At 59.2% G+C, this 18,197-nt stretch carries 13 protein-coding genes; 8 read left to right on the forward strand and 5 right to left on the reverse strand.

The features are described from left to right. Nucleotides 1–451 precede the first annotated feature (451 nt). The 6 genes from J1777_RS06905 to J1777_RS14460 all read left to right on the forward strand — a co-directional run bounded on the left by J1777_RS06905 (nt 452) and on the right by J1777_RS14460 (nt 6,802). Nucleotides 452–2,356, forward strand: coding sequence for an ATP-binding cassette domain-containing protein (locus tag J1777_RS06905; protein ID WP_207575084.1), 1,905 nt, complete (start codon nt 452–454; stop codon nt 2,354–2,356). A 161-nt stretch (nt 2,357–2,517) separates the two neighbouring features. Next, complete coding sequence (pyrC, locus tag J1777_RS06910) at nt 2,518–3,561, forward strand: dihydroorotase (protein WP_207575085.1); 1,044 nt, start codon at nt 2,518–2,520, stop codon at nt 3,559–3,561. A 1-nt stretch (nt 3,562) separates the two neighbouring features. After that, on the forward strand, nt 3,563–4,405 hold the full coding sequence (locus J1777_RS06915) for an NYN domain-containing protein (protein ID WP_207575086.1): 843 nt from the start codon (nt 3,563–3,565) through the stop codon (nt 4,403–4,405). Then, on the forward strand, nt 4,392–5,177 hold the full coding sequence (locus J1777_RS06920; protein ID WP_207575087.1) for a DUF3025 domain-containing protein: 786 nt from the start codon (nt 4,392–4,394) through the stop codon (nt 5,175–5,177). The genes J1777_RS06915 and J1777_RS06920 overlap by 14 nt, the downstream gene beginning before the upstream one ends. Nucleotides 5,178–5,222: 45 nt before the next feature. Then, a complete protein-coding gene (gene htpX / locus J1777_RS06925; RefSeq protein ID WP_207575088.1) occupies nt 5,223–6,101 on the forward strand; it encodes a protease HtpX in 879 nt (292 codons plus the stop codon). Nucleotides 6,102–6,340: 239 nt separating this feature from the next. Beyond that, nucleotides 6,341–6,802 carry a hypothetical protein gene (locus J1777_RS14460; protein WP_278253497.1) on the forward strand — a complete coding sequence of 154 codons (462 nt, stop codon included), beginning with the start codon at nt 6,341–6,343 and terminating at the stop codon, nt 6,800–6,802. A 39-nt stretch (nt 6,803–6,841) separates the two neighbouring features. Here the strand turns inward: J1777_RS14460 and J1777_RS06935 are convergent, their stop codons facing one another. The 5 genes from J1777_RS06935 to J1777_RS06955 all read right to left on the reverse strand — a co-directional run bounded on the left by J1777_RS06935 (nt 6,842) and on the right by J1777_RS06955 (nt 14,381). Beyond that, the gene (locus tag J1777_RS06935) at nt 6,842–7,819 is read right to left on the reverse strand and encodes a GMP reductase (RefSeq protein ID WP_207575089.1); all 978 of its coding nucleotides are present in this window, start codon (nt 7,817–7,819) and stop codon (nt 6,842–6,844) included. A 165-nt stretch (nt 7,820–7,984) separates the two neighbouring features. Next, nucleotides 7,985–8,959, reverse strand: coding sequence for a helix-turn-helix transcriptional regulator (locus tag J1777_RS06940; protein WP_207575090.1), 975 nt, complete (start codon nt 8,957–8,959; stop codon nt 7,985–7,987). 5 nt (nt 8,960–8,964) lie between these two features. Further along, nucleotides 8,965–10,920, reverse strand: a complete 1,956-nt coding sequence (locus tag J1777_RS06945) for a DUF262 domain-containing protein (RefSeq protein ID WP_242700432.1) — start codon at nt 10,918–10,920, stop codon at nt 8,965–8,967. Beyond that, the gene (locus J1777_RS06950) at nt 10,917–12,194 is read right to left on the reverse strand and encodes a DUF262 domain-containing protein (RefSeq protein WP_207575091.1); all 1,278 of its coding nucleotides are present in this window, start codon (nt 12,192–12,194) and stop codon (nt 10,917–10,919) included. The genes J1777_RS06945 and J1777_RS06950 overlap by 4 nt, the downstream gene beginning before the upstream one ends. Before the next feature lie 72 nt (nt 12,195–12,266). Next, nucleotides 12,267–14,381: an AAA family ATPase gene (locus tag J1777_RS06955; protein WP_242700433.1), complete on the reverse strand. Its 2,115-nt coding sequence runs from the start codon at nt 14,379–14,381 to the stop codon at nt 12,267–12,269. A 111-nt stretch (nt 14,382–14,492) separates the two neighbouring features. On the opposite strand from J1777_RS06955, the gene J1777_RS06960 reads away from it, so the two are divergent. Together J1777_RS06960 and J1777_RS06965 are read left to right on the forward strand one after the other, a co-directional pair. Continuing rightward, complete coding sequence (locus J1777_RS06960; protein ID WP_207575092.1) at nt 14,493–16,907, forward strand: UvrD-helicase domain-containing protein; 2,415 nt, start codon at nt 14,493–14,495, stop codon at nt 16,905–16,907. A 209-nt stretch (nt 16,908–17,116) separates the two neighbouring features. Further along, nucleotides 17,117–18,136, forward strand: coding sequence for a methionine synthase (locus tag J1777_RS06965; protein WP_207575093.1), 1,020 nt, complete (start codon nt 17,117–17,119; stop codon nt 18,134–18,136). Nucleotides 18,137–18,197 lie beyond the last annotated feature (61 nt).

Here is an 18,197-nt window from a genome sequence, read left to right on the forward strand (position 1 = left end):
GAACTTCACTTCATATTCACATGAGTATTTAATGGCAAACTTCTATCCACCACCAAATACCCACGCTTATCGGCTGTATCTTGTTAAAGATCTCAAACAGAAGTTTTGCAACTTCTAAGCACCGCTGTAATCAGCGAAGCCTTGTATTCTAGCACAGCGTTTTGCTGTTTGTTTTAAAAAAGCAAAAAAGATTTTTTAAAACTTTTCGCTAACTTTTGAACTCTTTCAAGCTGCTTGTTTAGCGAAGCCTTGCATTGTACACAGAAATTTGTGCACCTGACAAGTGGTGAAGAAAATTTTCTTCCGGGCCAGCGATTCTTCTGAATCACCGCCCCGCCGCTTGTCGTTGCGAGGGGGCGAACTATAGCATGAGATTGGGGTTTTCCCGGAAATTCTGGACTTCTTTATCCTTGCACGCTGGCACAAGCTTCCCTTGGATAATTTACCCCTTATGGCACTCATCACACTATTAAATGCGCAACTGGCGTTTGGCCACGTTGCTTTGTTAGACCACACGGATTTTTCTCTTGAGGGTGCTGAGCGCGTAGGCCTGATTGGGCGCAATGGGGCGGGCAAATCTTCCTTGCTAAAAATTCTTGGCGGCTTGGCCCACGCAGACGATGGGCAATTGCAGCTGCAAACCGATTTGCGCATTGCCTATGTGGCCCAAGAGCCTGATCTGGAGCCGACCCACAGCGTTTTTGAGGCTGCGGCACTGGGCTTGGCCGAAGCGGCTGCTTTGCGCGAAAAATACCTGGCGCACGACCCTGGTGTTGATTTGGACCAGCTGCAATCACGCATTGAGGCGCTGGATGCGTGGAATTGGGAGCAGCGGGTGCAGGCCACGCTGCAGCGCCTGCACCTGGATCCCTCGGCGAAAGTGGGCGATCTCTCCGGGGGCACCAAAAAGCGGGTGGCCTTGGCGCAAGCCTTGGTCGCCAAGCCGGATGTCTTGCTCTTGGACGAGCCAACCAACCATTTGGACCTGGACTCGATTGCCTGGCTAGAGGATTTGCTGCTCGGCTTCAAAGGCAGCGTGGTCACGATTACCCACGACCGGGCCTTCCTCGATCGCATTGCCACACGCATTGTTGAGTTAGACCGGGGGCAGCTGCGCTCTTATCCGGGTAATTTCTCGCAGTACCAGCAGCTCAAGGCCGAGCAGCTGCAGCAAGAAGCGGTGCTCAACGCCAAGGCCGACAAGCTGTTGGCACAAGAAGAAATCTGGATTCGCAAAGGGGTAGAGGCCCGGCGCACCCGCAGCGTCAGCCGGATAGAGCGCCTCAAAGCCTTGCGGGCCAACCGCGAAGCGCGGCGCGTGACCCTGGGCAATGTGCAGATGGAGCTTGCTTCTGGCAAAGACAGTAGCTACCAGGGCAAGATCGTGGCTGAATTAAGCGATGTTTCTAAGCAATTTGGCGATAAAACCATCGTTAGCCGCTTCAGCGGAACCATTTTGCGGGGGGATAAGGTGGGCCTGCTGGGGGCCAATGGCGCTGGCAAAACCACCCTGCTCAAGATGATTCTGGGCGAGCTGGCCCCCGATAGCGGCCAAGTGCGCTTGGGCAACAACCTGCAGGTGGCTTACTTTGACCAGATGCGGGCACAAATCGACCTAGATGCCACGCTGGAGGATTTCATCAGTCCGGGCAGCGAATGGATTGAGATTGGCAAGAGCAAAAAGCATGTGAAAAGCTATTTGCAGGATTTCTTATTCTCTCCTGCCCGGGCCCACTCACCGGTGCGCTCGTTGTCCGGCGGAGAGCGCAACCGCCTGCTGCTGGCCCGCCTGTTTGCCCGCCCGGCCAACGTTTTGGTGCTGGATGAGCCAACCAACGATTTGGACATTGAAACCCTGGAGTTGCTCGAAGACTTGCTGCAGCAGTACGAGGGCACCGTCTTCCTGGTCAGCCACGACCGCACTTTTTTGGACAACGTAGTCACCAGCATCATCGCCGCCGAGGGCAATGGCCTGTGGCGCGAGTACGAAGGCAGCGTGCAAGACTGGCTCACCCAATCACAGCGCAGCCAGGCCTGGGCCGAACAAGCCCAAAAAACCCCGGCCACGCCGACTGCCGCATCCGCCCCTTCCATCAAGGAAGAAAAAATCACCCCTCCCGCCGCCACGCCCCCCAAGCGCAAGCTCAGCTACAAAGAGCAACGCGAATTGGAGCAACTGCCCGCACACATTGAAGCGCTGGAGGCCGAGCAAGCCAGCCTGCGCACCACGCTGGCAGACCCGCAAATCTACGCCCAAGACAATGCCCGCGCTTTGGCCCTGCATGCACGCGATGCAGAGATTGAAGCGGCGCTCATGCTGGCCCTGGAGCGCTGGGAAGCCTTGTCAAGCCAGTAAAAAAAGAGCTGCATCCGCATGTATATCAATGATTTTTAGACATAAGTTTGTAAATCTATTGAAATACAAGCGGATACAGCTCCTTTAAGCAGCAATCCACGGCCACAGCCACCACACCGCCATCGACAACCTGCGCTCCTGCGCCCTGAACCACCCCTGCCATGACCACCACCACCCTGACCCTCACCCGCCCCGACGACTGGCACCTGCACGTGCGCGATGGCGCTGCCATGCACGCCGTCGTGCCGCACACGGCAGCGCAATTTGCCCGCGCCATCATCATGCCCAACCTCAAACCGCCGGTGACCACCACCGCGCAGGCACTGGCCTACAAAGCACGCATCCTGGCCGCCGTGCCCGCAGGCGTGCCGTTTGAGCCGCTGATGACGCTGTACCTGACCGACAACCTCGCCCCCGAGGAAATCGCCCGCGCCAAGGCGGCCGGCATCGTCGCCTGCAAGCTCTACCCGGCCGGTGCCACCACCAACAGCGACTTTGGCGTGACCGATCTGCGCAAAATTTATCCGGTGCTGGAAGCCATGCAGCGCGAGGGCCTGCTGCTGCTCGTCCACGGCGAAGTCACCAGCAGCGACATCGACCTGTTCGACCGCGAGGCGGCCTTTATCGACCAGCAATTGATCCCGCTGCGCCGCGACTTCCCCGAGCTGAAAATCGTCTTCGAACACATCACCACCAAAGAAGCCGCCCACTACGTGCGCGAGGCCGACCGCTTTGTCGGTGCCACCATCACGCCGCAGCACCTGCTGTTCAACCGCAACGCCATCTTTACCGGTGGCATTCGCCCGCACTACTACTGCCTGCCCGTGCTCAAGCGCGAAGAGCACCGCCAAGCGCTGGTGCAAGTGGCCACCAGCGGTAGCAGCAAATTCTTCCTGGGCACCGACAGCGCCCCCCACGCCGCGCACCTGAAAGAGCACGCCAGCGGCTGCGCCGGCTGCTACTCGGCGCACGCCGCGCTGGAGCTGTACGCCACCGCCTTCGAGGCGGCGGGTGCGCTGGATAAGTTAGAAGGCTTTGCCAGCTTCCATGGCCCCGACTTCTACGGCCTGCCGCGCAACACCAGCACCGTTACCCTGGTCAAGCAAACCTGGACCCCGCCCGAAAGCTTTGCCTTTGGCGAAGGCGCTGAACTCAAACCCTTGGCGGCGGGCGAGGCGCTGGGGTGGAAGCTGCTGGCGGCCTGACATGCACAGCACGCCGCAGCCGCGCATTGCCTTGCTCATTGATGCCGACAATGCGCCAGCCGAGAAGGTGGACGACATCCTGACAGAGTTGTCCACCCTGGGCGAGATCAGCATCCGCCGCATTTACGGCAACTGGACCAAGCCGCACCTGAGCGGCTGGCAGAGCAAGCTGCTCGATTACGCGCTGCGGCCTATGCAGCAGTTCGATTACGCCAAGGGCAAAAACGCTACCGACATGGCCATGACGGTGGATGCGATGGAGCTGCTGTATACCGAGCGGCCCAATGCCTTTGGCATCGTCTCGTCCGACTGCGACTTCACCCCGCTGGTCATGCACCTGCGGGCCAAAGGAGTGCAGGTTTATGGCTTTGGTGCCGACCAGACACCCAAGGCGTTTGTGAACGCCTGCTCGCGGTTTTTGTATCTGGAATCGTTGGGCGGGCCGCAGGAGGTGCCCAGTGCCGAAGAAAACACAAATTGTGCAGTCCCAACCACTGAACTAGACTTGGCTTTAGAGGAAAAACAGCCTGAAAAGACTACTAATAAAGCGCAAGAAGCTCCTAAAACCGCAGCTACCGGGCGCATGCAAACGGCGCAGCTACGCCAAAACACGCGCTTAATGAATTTGCTGCGCTCTGCCGTGCAGGCTTTGCAAGACGACGCGGGCTGGGTGCCAGTCAGTGCCTTGCGCACACAAATTGGCAACAAGGCATCGTTTGATCCGCGCAACTACGGCTATGCCACTTTGACCAAGCTGCTGGTGGCGGTCGAAGATTTTGAATTCAAAAACGAAGGCACCTCGCTGGTGGCCGTGCGCAAAAAAACAAAAAATGAACCACGATAAACGCACCCCTTTGGCAGCCATCAACTGGCACGCCCCGTGGCTAGAGCGCTATGCGGCACTGGGAGAGGCTGCGGCGCAGCAGGTGCTTGCTGGTGCCACGGTGGCGCAGGCCTTTAATCACTTGGTAGCGCAGGGCGCAGCCCCCGATCCTGGGGTGCGCTTTGTGCCGCAGGCAGATTTGCCCTCGGGCATGGCTTATGAGCAATTCATCCTAGAGCGCGCCCAGGTGCCCACGCGGGATAACTTGCATGATTTTTTCAATGGGTTGATGTGGCTGCATTGGCCGCAGACCAAGCGGCGGATGAACCAGATTCACGGCGCAGCGGTGCAGGCCCAAGGGGTGCAAGCCCGGCGCGGGCCGCTGCGCGATGCGCTCACGTTGCTGGATGAGAATGCTGCTTTGCTCGTCGCCCCGGCCGCCTTGCTGCACGCGCTGCAGACGCGGCAGTGGCAGCTGGCGTTTGTGACCCTGCGGCCACTGTGGCAGCAGGCGCAGTTGTACCCCCTAGGGCATGCTTTATTGGAAAAACTTGTTTATCCAAGAAAAGGCATTACGGCGCATATCTACCAAGCGCCAACAGCTATCAAAAAAGATCAATCTATCGACACCAGCTGGGCCCATGCCTTGCAGGCTGAGCACTTGGCTACCAAGCCCTTCTTTCCGCTGCCGGTGCTGGGCATTCCGGGGTGGTGCGCAGAGAATGCGAACTTTTATTTCTATGATGACTCCATGGTCTTCCGTCCCGCGCGGGCGGCGCTTGAAGTCCTGTAACCCTGCCTTACCTAAGGCAGCACCAACCTACTTCACCTTGCTTGTATGAAACGCATCGCTTTATTTTTATTGACCAATATTGCCGTGGTGGCGGTGTTGGGGATTACCGCCAACTTGTTGGGGGTGAACCGATTCTTAACGTCCAATGGGCTTAATTTAGGCGCTTTGCTGGGCTTTGCCTTCATCATGGGGTTTGGCGGGGCGATTATTTCGCTCTTGATGAGCAAGCCCATGGCCAAGATGAGCATGGGCGTGCGCATCATCAACCAGCCCAGCAATGCCGATGAGGCCTGGATTGTGCAAACCGTACACAACTTTGCCCTGAAAGCGGGCATTGGCATGCCGGAAGTGGGCATTTACGAGGGGGAGCCCAACGCCTTTGCTACCGGCGCGTTTAAAAACAGTGCCTTGGTGGCGGTCTCTACCGGTCTGCTGCAAGGCATGACGCGCGAGGAAGTTGAGGCGGTGATCGGCCACGAGGTGGCCCACGTGGCCAATGGCGACATGGTCACCATGACGCTGATTCAGGGGGTGATGAACACGTTTGTCGTCTTCCTCTCGCGCCTGATTGGGTATGCGGTCGATAGCTTTTTGCGCAAGGGTGATGACCGCGAATCCAGCGGCCCGGGCATTGGCTACTACGTCTCGACGATTGTGCTGGACATTTTGCTGGGCTTTGTCGCCGCCATCATCGTGGCCTGGTTCTCGCGCCAGCGCGAATTTCGCGCTGATGCCGGGGCCGCCGACATGATGGGCAGTAGCCTACCCATGCAGCACGCCCTGGCCCGTCTGGGCGGCATGCATCCGGGCGAAATGCCCAAAAACATGGCGGCCATGGGCATTGCCGGGAGCATTGGCAAACTGTTCTCCACCCACCCGCCGATCGAAGAGCGCATTGCCGCCCTGCAGTCCCGGGGCAATTGATCGTTACGGCACAGATACAAACTTTACTTGCGCTTTAGCACAACGATACCCAGCCCGGTCAGCATATGACCGGGCTGTTTCGTTATGGGAGATTGCAGGGCTACACGCCACACTGCACTGCGCAGTCTTGCCCACCCAGATACCCAAGGAGTTTTGCCATGAAGCGCTTATCTGCTGTTTTTTCCGCCCGCATGGGCGCTGTACTGGCCAGCGCAGCGCTGCTGTCGGGCTGTGTGGTCATGCCTGTGGAAGGGGGCTATCGTCACCACGATCGCTACGAAAACTACGAAAGCCATGATCGCTACGAAGGCCATCACGTCCACCGCTATGGCCATCCACCGCCGCCACGTGCTGAGCGCCGCCCCCGCCCGCCAGGGCCGGGCTATGCCTGGAGCCAGGGCCGCTGGGTCTGGAGCGGCCAGCGCTACCATTGGCAACCGGGCCGCTGGCACTACGTGCGCCCGGCACCGCCACCGCACGTGCGCCCTGGGCCACCACCCCACGCCCATCGCCCTGGGCCGCCCCCACATGCCCAACATCCGCCCAGGGGGCACCGCGTCCCAGCGCCGCCTGGGGCCAGGCCTGAGCGCCCCCATGGGCACGTCCCGCCCCCAGCGCAGCACCAAGACCCACGGCGTTTTTTCCCTAGGGACCCAACGCCCCCAGAGCCTTATCGCGATCGCGGGCCGGGCGGTGCCTAGCCGGGTGCAGCGCCCGTGCAACGCGACTGGCCTGGGCGCTTACATCAAGATGTGCTCGGCATCGTTGCCGCCGCCCAAGATCACGTAATTGACCTTGCGGATGTCCATCAACTGCGTGCCCCCGGCGTAGCTGATGGAGCTTTGCACGTCCTGCTCCATCTCGATCAGCGTATCGGCCAGCAGGCCCTTGATCGGCTCCAGGATGCGCTTGCCTTCAACGTGCTTGTACTCGCCCTTGTTGAAGTCGCTGGCCGAGCCGTAATACTCCTTAAAGCGCTGCCCATCCACCTCCACCGTCTGGCCGGGCGATTCCTCATGCCCGGCAAACAGCGAACCGACCATCACCATGGTCGCGCCAAAGCGCACGCTCTTGGCAATGTCGCCGTGGCTGCGAATGCCGCCATCGGCAATGATGGGTTTGGTCGCCACACGGGCGCACCACTTCAGCGCAGACAACTGCCAGCCGCCGGTGCCAAAGCCCGTTTTCAGCTTGGTGATGCACACCTTGCCGGGGCCAATGCCCACCTTGGTGGCATCCGCGCCCCAGTTTTCCAGGTCAATCACCGCCTCGGGCGTGCCCACGTTGCCGGCGATGACGAAGGCGGCGGGAATCTTCGCCTTCAGGTAGGCGATCATCTTCTGCACGCTCTCGGCATGGCCGTGGGCGATGTCGATGGTGATGTATTCCGGGCACAGCCCCTCGGCCACAAACCGATCCACCGTGGCGTAATCCGGCGCTTTCACCCCCAGCGAGATCGAGGCGAACAGCCCGCGCTCTTGCATATCGCGGGTAAAGGCCACGTTGTCCACGTCAAAGCGGTGCATGACGTAGAAGTAGCCATTGGCTGCCAGAAAGCGGCAAATGGATTCGTCCAGCACCGTTTTCATATTCGCTGGCACCACCGGCAACTTGAAGCGCCGTGCGCCCAGTTGCACGCTGGCATCGCACTCTGAGCGGCTCTCTACCCGGCACTTGCGCGGCAGCAGCAGGATGTTGTCGTAGTCAAAAATTTCCATAAAGAATCCAAGCTCCAAAAAGTAAGGCTGCAGCAGGGGCATCCTGTGCGCTGGGGCGCTTGGCTTGAAAGGCTCGGCCATGCCTGCAAAACCGTACAGGCATAAAAAAACCGAGCCGCAAGAAACTTGGGCCCGGTGCTTGATTGTACCGATGAGGGGCCGTGCTCACGCAAGAATGGGGTCGCGCTGCACTGCTCGCACAGCAGTCCCAAAGCCACGCAGCCACCAGTGCAGCATGGCGCTATCGACCACAGTGGCCGTAATGCGCAGCCAGTCATCGGCCAAATCTTCAACCTGCTGGTCATGCGACAGAGGCGTTTCACGCAGGTGAAATCCAGCATCGCGTTCAACTTCAAATGTCAAACGCACCCGCTCTCCCTCACCAAAGCCAAACCGGCCATCGTCGTCATACCGCTGAAAATCAAAATTTGTCGGGCGCTCAAAACCCAGGGTGGAGGCTTGCGCCTTGCGAATGCGGTGCAGCGCCAAGCTGCGCTCGTTATCAAAGCCCTCGTACCGACACACCAGGTACAGGCGTGGGCCTTGCTGGGCCAATCCAAGGGGCATGACTTTGACGGCCTTGCGCACCCCGGCCGCATTTTGGTAATCCAGCTCCAACCAGCGGTTGGCGTACAGCGCCTCACTGACTTCTTCCAGCACACCCGGAGCAATCGCCGGAGGCAGCAAAGGCTGGCTGGTAGCCACCACGCGCACCTTGCTCGACCATTGCCGGGCCAGGCGTTCGTTGGGGCTCTGCCCATCCAGATTGCGCCGTGCCTGGGCAAAAAAGCCATCCATGGATTGCATCAGATGAACCGGCAGCAGGTGCTTGAGGTGCTCCTGTGCCAATTGCAGCAAGAGCGATTCGTGCAACGTGAGCTGACCCAGGGCCATGCCGCGTGCCTGTTCTTGCCAGCGAAAACCATAGGGCTTGCTGCGGTCATCGCGCTCTATGCCCAGCGCTGCGCTGTCACTGAGCGCCGCCATCAGCCGCTGCACGCTGCGCAGGTCACGTTTGATGCCCGCGCACTGCAGTTTCTGCTGCAACTCCTTGGCGGTGATTTTGTGTTTGCGTGGAATGTGGCGCAGGATTTCCAGCGCCAGCAGGGTGGTTTCCAGGGTGTCGGAGCGTTGGGGCATGCCTTTCAGTCTCGCATATTCAGATGCGACCCTAGCGCGTTTTGCAGTGTTGTAAGCATCGCACTGTGGTGGGCTTGCACCTGTGCGTCGCCCCAGCCATCGCGCAGGGCAATGTCTGCCATCTGCCGCAACTTGGGGCTTTGTTGGGCGATGATGTCTTTGAAGTTCTCGGCCTTGGCCTTTGGAAAACTATTGCTGAATTTGGAGTTTGCGCCGACGCTTACCAGCGCAAGATTGCCCAGAAGGTGCAGTTTTTTGTCTGTGACCTCAGCACCGGACTGCTGTTTATCTGGGTGCTGCGGATAAAAATGCTCGATCGAGGTGCGAAATTGAAATTTGAAGTCCTTTTTCGTTGCCTCGTCCAGCAACAAATAGTCTAGGTAGGTGAAAACAATCCGGGCAATGCCAAAGCCTTGTGGATGCGCATTGGGCTGCTCGTCGGACGGCTCCTTAGTGTCAAAAAAAGCAGATTTCACTTTGGCGCGGGCATAGTTCTGCAATAAATCGACCAGACCAGCACTGGTAATGGTGCCTGGCTTCTCTTGCCGGACCAACCACTGCAGGGTCTGGGTGATCCAGTGCATGGTGCGCGGCGAGGTGTAGGTGATGCGCAGCATAGACTGCAGTAGCAACGCATCGCGGGTCGTGGTGTCGGGCTCTCTCTCATCGGTCGTAGCGTTTTGCCAGAAGGTAGGCGGATAGTCGGGTCTCGCGCTGCTGGTGTTTTTCTGCAGGCGCTGCAAAGACCAGTCGCCCTCTTCACTGTCGGTGCTGGCCGTGAACTGGCGCTTCAAAATGAAAGCATCAAAAAGGTTGCGGCATTTGAGCAGGGTAAAAGCGAAGTCCCGCACCCATTGCACCTCATGATCTGTGGGCATGGCATTGGTGAACGATGCGATCAAGTGCTTATCGTCGAGCTGCCCTTCGTTTTCATCACCCTGGCCATTTTTGACCTTTAAGACATGCAGCAGAAAAACCGAAAATTCGATGGTTGAGCGAAAACGCTCGTTACCTTCATCAGCGCTGGATTTCTGCACATGGGCCTGGGCGTATTTTTGCAATGCATCCTCCAGCGACAAGGCTGCGACTGCTGAAAAGGTAGAGGTAGAGGCATCGAATTGCGAACGCATACGGAGCAATGCGTTGAAGTCCGCAGGCACCAGCCAGCACCAGTCATCGCCAAAGATCGTGCTGCGCAAGCCTGTATCGCCCCGGGCCAATGACATTTGCACGTAAGTGTCCATGTCGGCACAGGCATCCCAAATCCAGGCGAAGCCGGCACGCTCGGCATCCGGCAGCTTGCTCATCAGTCGCGCTTTGACGATATCCACCTGCAGCAACTGCTGGCCGCGTGTATTCATGATCTCGAAATAACGGTTCAGGTCGGTTGTCGGCGGCAGCGACGCACGCACCACGGTGACTTTGAAACGCAAGAACTCGGCAAACTTCCCCCGGCTGACCGAGTCACGAAATTTTGTTTCAATGGTTTGGTGGATGATATTGAAGCCCTCATGGATACCGCCATCTTCCTCAGTCAAAGAATCTTGCACCTGCCTGCCGTCTCGATAGGATGCCTGACCCACCCGCCGCAGCGCCTCTGAAGCGCGCGCCCGTGATTCATATTGCAGTCGACCTTTATGGCGGTCGTAGGGTTGGGGACCGACATGCTCCAAAAAAGTCAAAAGCAGGTACAGCGTGGTCAGGCGCTGTTGGCCGTCAATCACTTCAAAGTCGTTGGGCTTGGCTCTTGGTGTGACGACGAGGTTGCCCAAGAAATAGCTGCTCTCATGGCCCATTGCCGCATCTTGAATATCGCTGATGAGCTGTTCAATCTGCACTGCCCGCCAAGCGTAGTTGCGCTGATAGATCGGCACGGTGTACACGTTGCCATGGCTGAATAGCTCATCCACTGTCAGCAACTCGGGTTTCAATGCATCGGGATTCATTGCGTTGGCACTCATGGTGTATTTGTCTTGGTAATAAAGGCCACGAGGGCTTTTTCGTGTTCTGCGTGGGGTGGCTTGAGCTGCACGGAAAGTTGTCTGAGTGCCTGCACAGGGGCGGTGTTGCGCATGAGGACGAAGGGCGATGCAGCATCCTTGCCCCGCGCCCGGTTGTCGGCAGAGGCGAATTGCACGCGGGTCATGGCTACGCGTAGGGCGTAGGCCCATGCAAACAAGGTGTCACGCGCATGCCTAAATTCGTGGGTGCCGCATTTATTGGTGAAATACAGCAACGCAGCAATGAATAGCTCATAGACATAGCGATAGCGGCTTTGCGAGCCATCAAACGCACCCGCATATTCCTTGGCCTCTTTTTCCAGCACCGCCAATTCCTGGAGCATGAACGACACCATTTCAAAAAAAGGGCGGCCTGCAATTGGCGGGGCATCCAGTTGGAAACGGCTGCGGCCTACATCCCGGGCATCGTGCTCCGTCGAGGGGATCCAGGCCGTTAAAAGCGGCATCGCGGCTTGCGCAGCCAGGTGATAGCGTTCGCTGGGCAGCAAAAATCCACTGCGGGCTTTGGGCGAAATACCCTTGAACATTCCAATATCGTGTATCGAAAATCCCGGCGCACTCTTGCCACGCGACCAGCAGGCAATGCGGTACAGAAAGGTTGAGAACAGTCGGTTGAGTTGTTTGTCATCGACCGATTCCCAGGCTTGCACCACAGCCGCTTGCATTGCCGTCGATTCGCCACGCATCTCGCGCAGGTGGTAGGCCTTGAGTAGATCGTGGGGGGCCAGTGGTTTGCCTCGGTAATTTTGGGAATCGAACACCCGAAAGGCTTCATCCACATCGTCGGTCACGATGCGCACCAACTGGCAGCGGGTGCGGATGAAGTCCAGAAGATCGTCTTTTCCCTTTCCATCCAGCCTTGCCAATTTCTGCTCAAGCGCCTGCCAAACCAGTTTGACCGGATTGTTGTCAGCCGCTTTGTCTAGGGCCAGGGCGTGGTCGGATTGAAGGATGGCAAAAATCATCTTCAAGGTCAGCAACCTTTGCTGGCCATCGACCACATCGAGCCAGCCCGCACGCGCATGAAGAATGACCGCTCCCAGGACGTAAGGGATTTGTGCCTTGCTGGCCTGCGCATCTCGCAGGTCATCCAGCAATTGCAAAGCGGTGGCGGGTTGCCAACTGTAGGGGCGCTGGTATTGAGGAATGCGCAGGTTTTGCTCCAGCAGGTCGCCGATGCTGATGGCGCTCACCCCAGTGGCTTGGATGGTCATGTGCTTGTCCTTGTCTTTTCAAATGCTATTGTTTTTGCAATCAGATTCATTTTTACTGATCTGTGAGGCTGCTCACACAAATCCCATCACCCCTTTCGCTCCCTCCTTCAAGGCACACTCCGCTTCCAACTGCGCCACCAGCGCCGCCGCATCGGCCAGCGGCCTGAATCGCCCCTGGCGCAGCACCGCCGCAAAATCCCCTGGCGTGACATAGCGCAGCCGTGCCAGGCGGGATTGCTCAGAACTGCCAGGCGTGGCCAACCCCAGCTGCGCACAGTGGCGCAGCAGTAGCGCCCAGGCTTGCTCAGGGCGCAAAAAATCGAGTTTCACTTTCAGGTCAAAGCGCCGCAGCGCGGCCTGATCCAGCCCGTGCATCAAATTGGTGGTGGCGATGAATACGCCGCTGAAGCTTTCCATTTGCGTGAGCATTTCATTGACTTGGCTCACTTCCCAACTGCGCTGTGCGCCACGGCGGTCTTGCAAAAAGCCGTCCACCTCGTCGATCAACAGCAGCGCACCATCCTGTTCGGCGGCACGAAAGGCGTGGGCAAGGTTTTTCTCGCATTCCCCCACCCACATCGATTGCAGATCAGAGGCCTGCTTGACCAGCAGTGGCATATCCAGCTGCTGCGCCAGCCAGCGGCCATAAGCGGTTTTACCGGTACCTGGTGGCCCGTACAGGCACAAGCGGGCGCTTTTGTGTCTGGCGACGCCTTGGGCAATGGCGGCCAGGTCAGCATCGGCATGGATGAAGGCCGGGTCGTACACCTGGGGCAGTTGGTTGGCTGCTTGGCGCTGCAAACTGGGGTGGCCCTGGGCTTGCAGGGTGTTATTGACCAAGCGCTCCAGCGCCACGGCAGGGCATGGTGTTTGACTTTGGTCTTGCTCGAGGGGGCATGCTTGCATGCTGCGCACCACTTTGGCCGCCCGGGCCACTACGGCAGGAGCCAGGTGCTCGGACTGACTCATGCGGTGCATCGCTGGGCTATCCAACAAGCCTTGGCACTGCTGGTCGATGATGCGCAAGCGCTGGCTTTGCGGCGGTACGGGCAACTCAAACACCATATCAAAGCGGCGGATAAAGGCCGCATCCAGCGCCCCGCTGTTTGAGAGCCACAAGGTGGGCATCGGATTGCTTTCCAGCATGCGATTGACCCAGGCCTTGCGCTGCTGGGCGGTGCTTTTGCCCCCCAGTGGGTGGGTGCTATCGTTAAAAACATCTTCGACTTCATCAAACATCAATAGCGCCCGGCGCTGACTGAAAAAGCTTTGTGCCGCTTGCAAAGCACGCAAACGCCGTTCGGCATTGATGGGATCGCCATCACTGTCTTCGCTGGCCACTTCAAACAGCTCACAGCCCAAGGCCGCAGCCAGGGTGCGGGCCAATTCGGTTTTGCCCGTGCCGGGGCTGCCATGGATGAAAAAATTCACGCCGTGCTGGCCTTGCTGGCTGGCTTGGCGCAGGTAAGGCAGGGCGATGTCCAGCTGGGGCTGGATGTGGGGATAGTCCTCCAGAGCCAATTGCGCAGGTGGGGCCGCTTGCACGACACCACGCAGCAGTTGCAAGATGTCGTTGGTTTCGCTGTGCATGCGGTCGGCAAAGCTGCCTGAGAGCAAGTCCAAACACCCCCGCAATTGGCGTGGGCCACTGCGGTCCAGCACCACCAAGCCGGTGCGGCTCAAAACGGCTTGCGGTGCCAAAGCGGTGCGAATGTCCTGCACGGGAAAATCCAAAATCACCGCCAAGCAAGCCGCTACGCGGGCAGAAGACAAATTACCCAAATAATCCGCCGCAGACTCCAACAACGGCTCTTGGTGAATGGCACAGGCAAACGCCAAAATCTGCTCATCCACAGGACTCAGGTTAGCCAGCGCGGCCAGCCGCTGGGTGTTGCTGCGCATGATGGCGTGGGGGTGGACTCGGTGGCGTTGCCTTTCGGCGGCGCTATAGCGTTGGCGCAGCTCTAGACGCACCGCTCGCGCATCAAAAGGGCGTTCGCCTTCGTCCAGCCACGCCTGCAGCCCCAGGGCGCTGGCCAACTCATCGCAGCGAAAACCGTGGTTTTGCACCCACTCTTTGTAGCCCCCCAGAGGGTGCAAGATGCGCAAAATCCACAACCGCACAATCGGAGCAAGGGCCTCGGTGGCGTTGTAAGTGGGTCGAGTACGAAAATATTTTTTCACCATAGCAGCTCCATTCATCTGGAGGCCATGATGCCTGCCTGCTACGACAAATTGCGTCGCAATAAACCAACCTGGCGGCAGTGCCCCGGCGGCGGCCCCTCCTACAATCGCCCGATGCCTTTGTCTGCCCCACTTTTTTCTCCCTCCTCCCCCAACGCCCCTGACCTGCCCCTGCTGCACGGCCTCAACCCCGAGCAACTGGCCGCCGTCACCCTGCCCCAAGGCCATGCGCTGATTTTGGCAGGGGCCGGTTCTGGCAAAACGCGGGTGCTGACCACGCGCATTGCCTGGTTGCTGCACATGGGGTATGCCTCGCCCGGCGGCATCATGGCCGTCACCTTCACCAACAAAGCGGCCAAAGAGATGCAAACGCGCCTGTCCGCCCTGCTGCCCATCAGCCTGCGCGGCATGTGGATGGGCACCTTCCACGGCCTGTGCAACCGCCTGCTGCGGGCGCACCACCAGGCGGCGGGGCTGCCCGCCACGTTTCAGATTCTGGATATGCAAGACCAGCTCTCGGCCATCAAGCGGCTGTGCAAGGCCTTCAACGTGGATACCGAGCGCTACCCGCCCAAGCAGCTGGGCTGGTTTTTTGCCAGTTGCAAAGAAGACGGCCTGCGCCCCAAAGATGTGCCTACGCACGACCCGGATACGCGCAAAAAGGTCGAGCTGTACCAACTTTACGAAGACCAGTGCCAGCGCGAGGGCGTGGTTGATTTTGCCGAACTGCTGCTGCGCTCTTACGAGCTGCTGCGCGACCACCCGGCCTTGCGCCAGCACTACCAACAGCGCTTTCGCTACCTGCTGGTCGATGAGTTCCAGGACACCAACAAGCTGCAATACCAGTGGCTCAAACTGCTGGCCGGGGAAATGGAAGACGGGCGCATCGTCGGCACCAGCAGCGTGCTGGCCGTGGGCGATGACGACCAAAGCATCTACGCCTTTCGCGGCGCACGCGTGGGCAATATGCAAGACTTTTTGCGCGAATTTGCCGTGCCGCACCAGATCAAGCTGGAGCGCAACTACCGCAGCCACGGCAACATCCTGGACTGCGCCAACGCCTTGATTGAAAACAACAGCCAGCGCCTGGGCAAAAACCTGACCACCGACCAGGGCGCGGGCGAACCGGTGCGCATCCACGAAGCGCCCACCGATCTGGACGAAGCGCGTTGGCTGGTCGAGGAAATCCAGGCGCTCACCAAAAACGACGGCTTCCCGCGCCAGGAAATCGCCCTGCTCTACCGCAGCAACGCCCAAAGCCGCGTGCTGGAAAGCCGCCTGTTCAATGCCGGCATCCCCTACCGCGTGTATGGCGGCCTGCGCTTTTTTGAACGCGCGGAAATCAAGCACGCCCTGGCCTACCTGCGCCTGCTGGAGAACCCGCAGGACGACACCAGCTTTTTGCGCGTGGTGAACTTTCCGGCCCGGGGCATCGGCGCCCGCAGCATCGAAGCCTTGCAGGAAGAAGCCCGCCAGACCGGCTGCAGCCTGCTGGATGCCACCACCTTGGTCAGCGGCGCGGCCGGGGCCAAGCTGCGCAGCTTTCACGCCCTGATCGACGTGATGCGCGAAGCCGTGGCCGGGCAAAGCCTGCGCCACACCATCGAACATGTGCTGCACGCCAGCGGCCTGCAAGAGCATTACCGCGCCGACAAAGAAGGTCAGGAGCGCCTGGAAAACCTGGACGAACTCATCAACGCCGCCGAAAGCTTTGTGCTGCAAGAAGGCTTTGGCAAAGATGCCATCGCCCTGCCGCTGGATGAAACGGCCAGCGCCGCCCCCGCCGCGCTCACGCAAAGCCCGGCCAGCCAGGGCATTGACCCCCGCCTGCCGCTGCTCAACCAACCGCTGGCTGGCACCGATGCCGACACCGGCGAAACCCTCTCGCCGCTGCAAGCCTTCCTCGTCCACGCTGCACTGGAGGCGGGCGACAACCAGGCCCAGGCCGGGCAGGATGCCGTGCAGCTCATGACCGTACACGCCAGCAAGGGGCTGGAGTTTGATGCCGTGTTCATCGTCGGCCTGGAAGAAGGCCTGTTCCCCCACGAAAACGCCCTGAGCGACAAGGGCGGTCTGGAGGAAGAGCGCCGCCTGATGTACGTGGCCATCACCCGCGCCCGCCAGCGCCTGTACCTGAGCCACGCGCAAAGCCGCATGCTGCACGGGCGCACCAGCTTCAACCTGCCCAGCCGCTTTCTCGATGAGCTGCCCAGCGCCTGCGTAAAGCACCTCAGCGCACGCGGGTTTGGCAGTTTTAGTCCTAAAAAAGAAGCTGCTTCCGCTTACTCAACAAGGTTTTCAAATACATTTAATTCTGAAAACATTATTAAATCAGCGGATACAGCTCTTGCTTCAAAGAACACTGGCAGCATTACCAAAGGCCAAACCGTGTTCCACGCCAAGTTTGGCGAAGGCCGCGTCCTGGCCATCGAAGGCGTGGGCGACGATGCCCGCGCCCAAGTGAACTTCCCGCGCCACGGCAGCAAATGGCTGGCGCTGGCGATTGCTAAATTGACGGTGGTGGAGTAGCCAGCAGCCCAGATCGCCCCAAATCAGCACAGATCAGCCCAGCGGGTTGGGGGTGCTCACATGACTACCATTCATAGATGGGTGAAATAAAACCATTTTCTTTCACTCACAGACCCCTCTACCATGCGGGCCACCCAGTCCGTGCGCACCGCTGCGCCCCCTGCAGCCAGTGCGCACGGCTTTTTATTGGTATGAAAGGAATCCCCCGCATGTTTGCAACCTCCATCGCCGGCAGCTTGCCCAAACCCGCCTGGCTGGCCGAAACCCACAAACTCTGGCCCCAATGGAAAGCCGAGGGCGATGCGCTGTTGCAAGCCAAAGCCGATGCCACCTTGCTGTGGATCAAGGCCCAGGAAGATGCAGGCTTGGACATCGTGTGCGATGGCGAGCAAGCGCGTCAGCACTTTGTGCATGGCTTTTTGGAGCAGGTCGAAGGCATCGACTTTCAGAACAAAGTCACGATGGGCATCCGCAACAACCGCTACGACGCGATGGTGCCGCAGGTGGTGGCCCCGCTGCGCCTCAAAGGCCGGGTGCACGCTTTTGAAGCCCAACTGGCCCGCGCCCATACCAAGAAAAAACTCAAATTCACCCTGCCTGGCCCCATGACCATCGTCGATACGGTGGCCGACCGCTTCTATGGCGACAAAGTCAAAATGGCCTTCGCCTTTGCCGAGCTGCTCAACCAAGAAGCACTGGCCCTGCAGGCCGATGGGGTGGACATCATCCAGTTTGATGAACCCGCCTTCAACGTCTATATGCAAGAGGCCGCCGAATGGGGCGTGCAGGCACTGGAACGCGCCGCCCAGGGCCTGACCTGCACCACGGCCGTGCATATCTGCTACGGCTACGGTATTAAAGCCAATACCGACTGGAAAAGCACCCTGGGCGATGAGTGGCGGCAGTACGAAACCATCTTCCCGGCACTGGCCCAAAGCCGCATCGACCAGGTCAGCCTGGAATGCATCCACTCCCACGTGCCGCCCCATCTGATGCAGTTGCTGGCGGGCAAGGACGTGCTGGTCGGCGTGATTGATGTGGCCACCGAGGTGGTCGAAACCCCTGAAGAAGTAGCCGACACCATTGCCCGGGCGCTGGAGTTTGTGCCCAAAGAGCGCCTGTTCCCCTGCACCAACTGCGGCCTGGCCCCGATGGATCGCAACATCGCATGGCGCAAGCTCCAAGCCCTGGCCGAAGGTGCCAAGCTGGCCAAAGAGCGACTGTCTTGACCCCATACAACACTGGTAAGAGAGCAAGAAGATGTCACACGCTTCTTGCTACAACTGCGAC

The sequence above is a fragment of the Comamonas denitrificans genome (assembly GCF_017368815.1).
GTDB lineage: Bacteria > Pseudomonadota > Gammaproteobacteria > Burkholderiales > Burkholderiaceae_C > Comamonas > Comamonas denitrificans.

Excerpts from the sequence above, each read along its gene's own strand:
- J1777_RS14460 (WP_278253497.1), top strand. The coding sequence starts at position 6,341 with ATGCCTGTGGAAGGGGGCTATCGTCACCACGATCGCTACGAAAACTAC.
- pyrC (WP_207575085.1), top strand. The coding sequence starts at position 2,518 with ATGACCACCACCACCCTGACCCTCACCCGCCCCGACGACTGGCACCTG.
- J1777_RS06960 (WP_207575092.1), top strand. The coding sequence starts at position 14,493 with ATGCCTTTGTCTGCCCCACTTTTTTCTCCCTCCTCCCCCAACGCCCCT.
- J1777_RS06905 (WP_207575084.1), top strand. The coding sequence starts at position 452 with ATGGCACTCATCACACTATTAAATGCGCAACTGGCGTTTGGCCACGTT.
- htpX (WP_207575088.1), top strand. The coding sequence starts at position 5,223 with ATGAAACGCATCGCTTTATTTTTATTGACCAATATTGCCGTGGTGGCG.
- J1777_RS06940 (WP_207575090.1), bottom strand. The coding sequence starts at position 8,959 with ATGCCCCAACGCTCCGACACCCTGGAAACCACCCTGCTGGCGCTGGAA.
- J1777_RS06945 (WP_242700432.1), bottom strand. The coding sequence starts at position 10,920 with ATGAGTGCCAACGCAATGAATCCCGATGCATTGAAACCCGAGTTGCTG.
- J1777_RS06965 (WP_207575093.1), top strand. The coding sequence starts at position 17,117 with ATGTTTGCAACCTCCATCGCCGGCAGCTTGCCCAAACCCGCCTGGCTG.
- J1777_RS06915 (WP_207575086.1), top strand. The coding sequence starts at position 3,563 with ATGCACAGCACGCCGCAGCCGCGCATTGCCTTGCTCATTGATGCCGAC.
- J1777_RS06955 (WP_242700433.1), bottom strand. The coding sequence starts at position 14,381 with ATGGTGAAAAAATATTTTCGTACTCGACCCACTTACAACGCCACCGAG.
- J1777_RS06950 (WP_207575091.1), bottom strand. The coding sequence starts at position 12,194 with ATGACCATCCAAGCCACTGGGGTGAGCGCCATCAGCATCGGCGACCTG.
- J1777_RS06935 (WP_207575089.1), bottom strand. The coding sequence starts at position 7,819 with ATGGAAATTTTTGACTACGACAACATCCTGCTGCTGCCGCGCAAGTGC.
- J1777_RS06920 (WP_207575087.1), top strand. The coding sequence starts at position 4,392 with ATGAACCACGATAAACGCACCCCTTTGGCAGCCATCAACTGGCACGCC.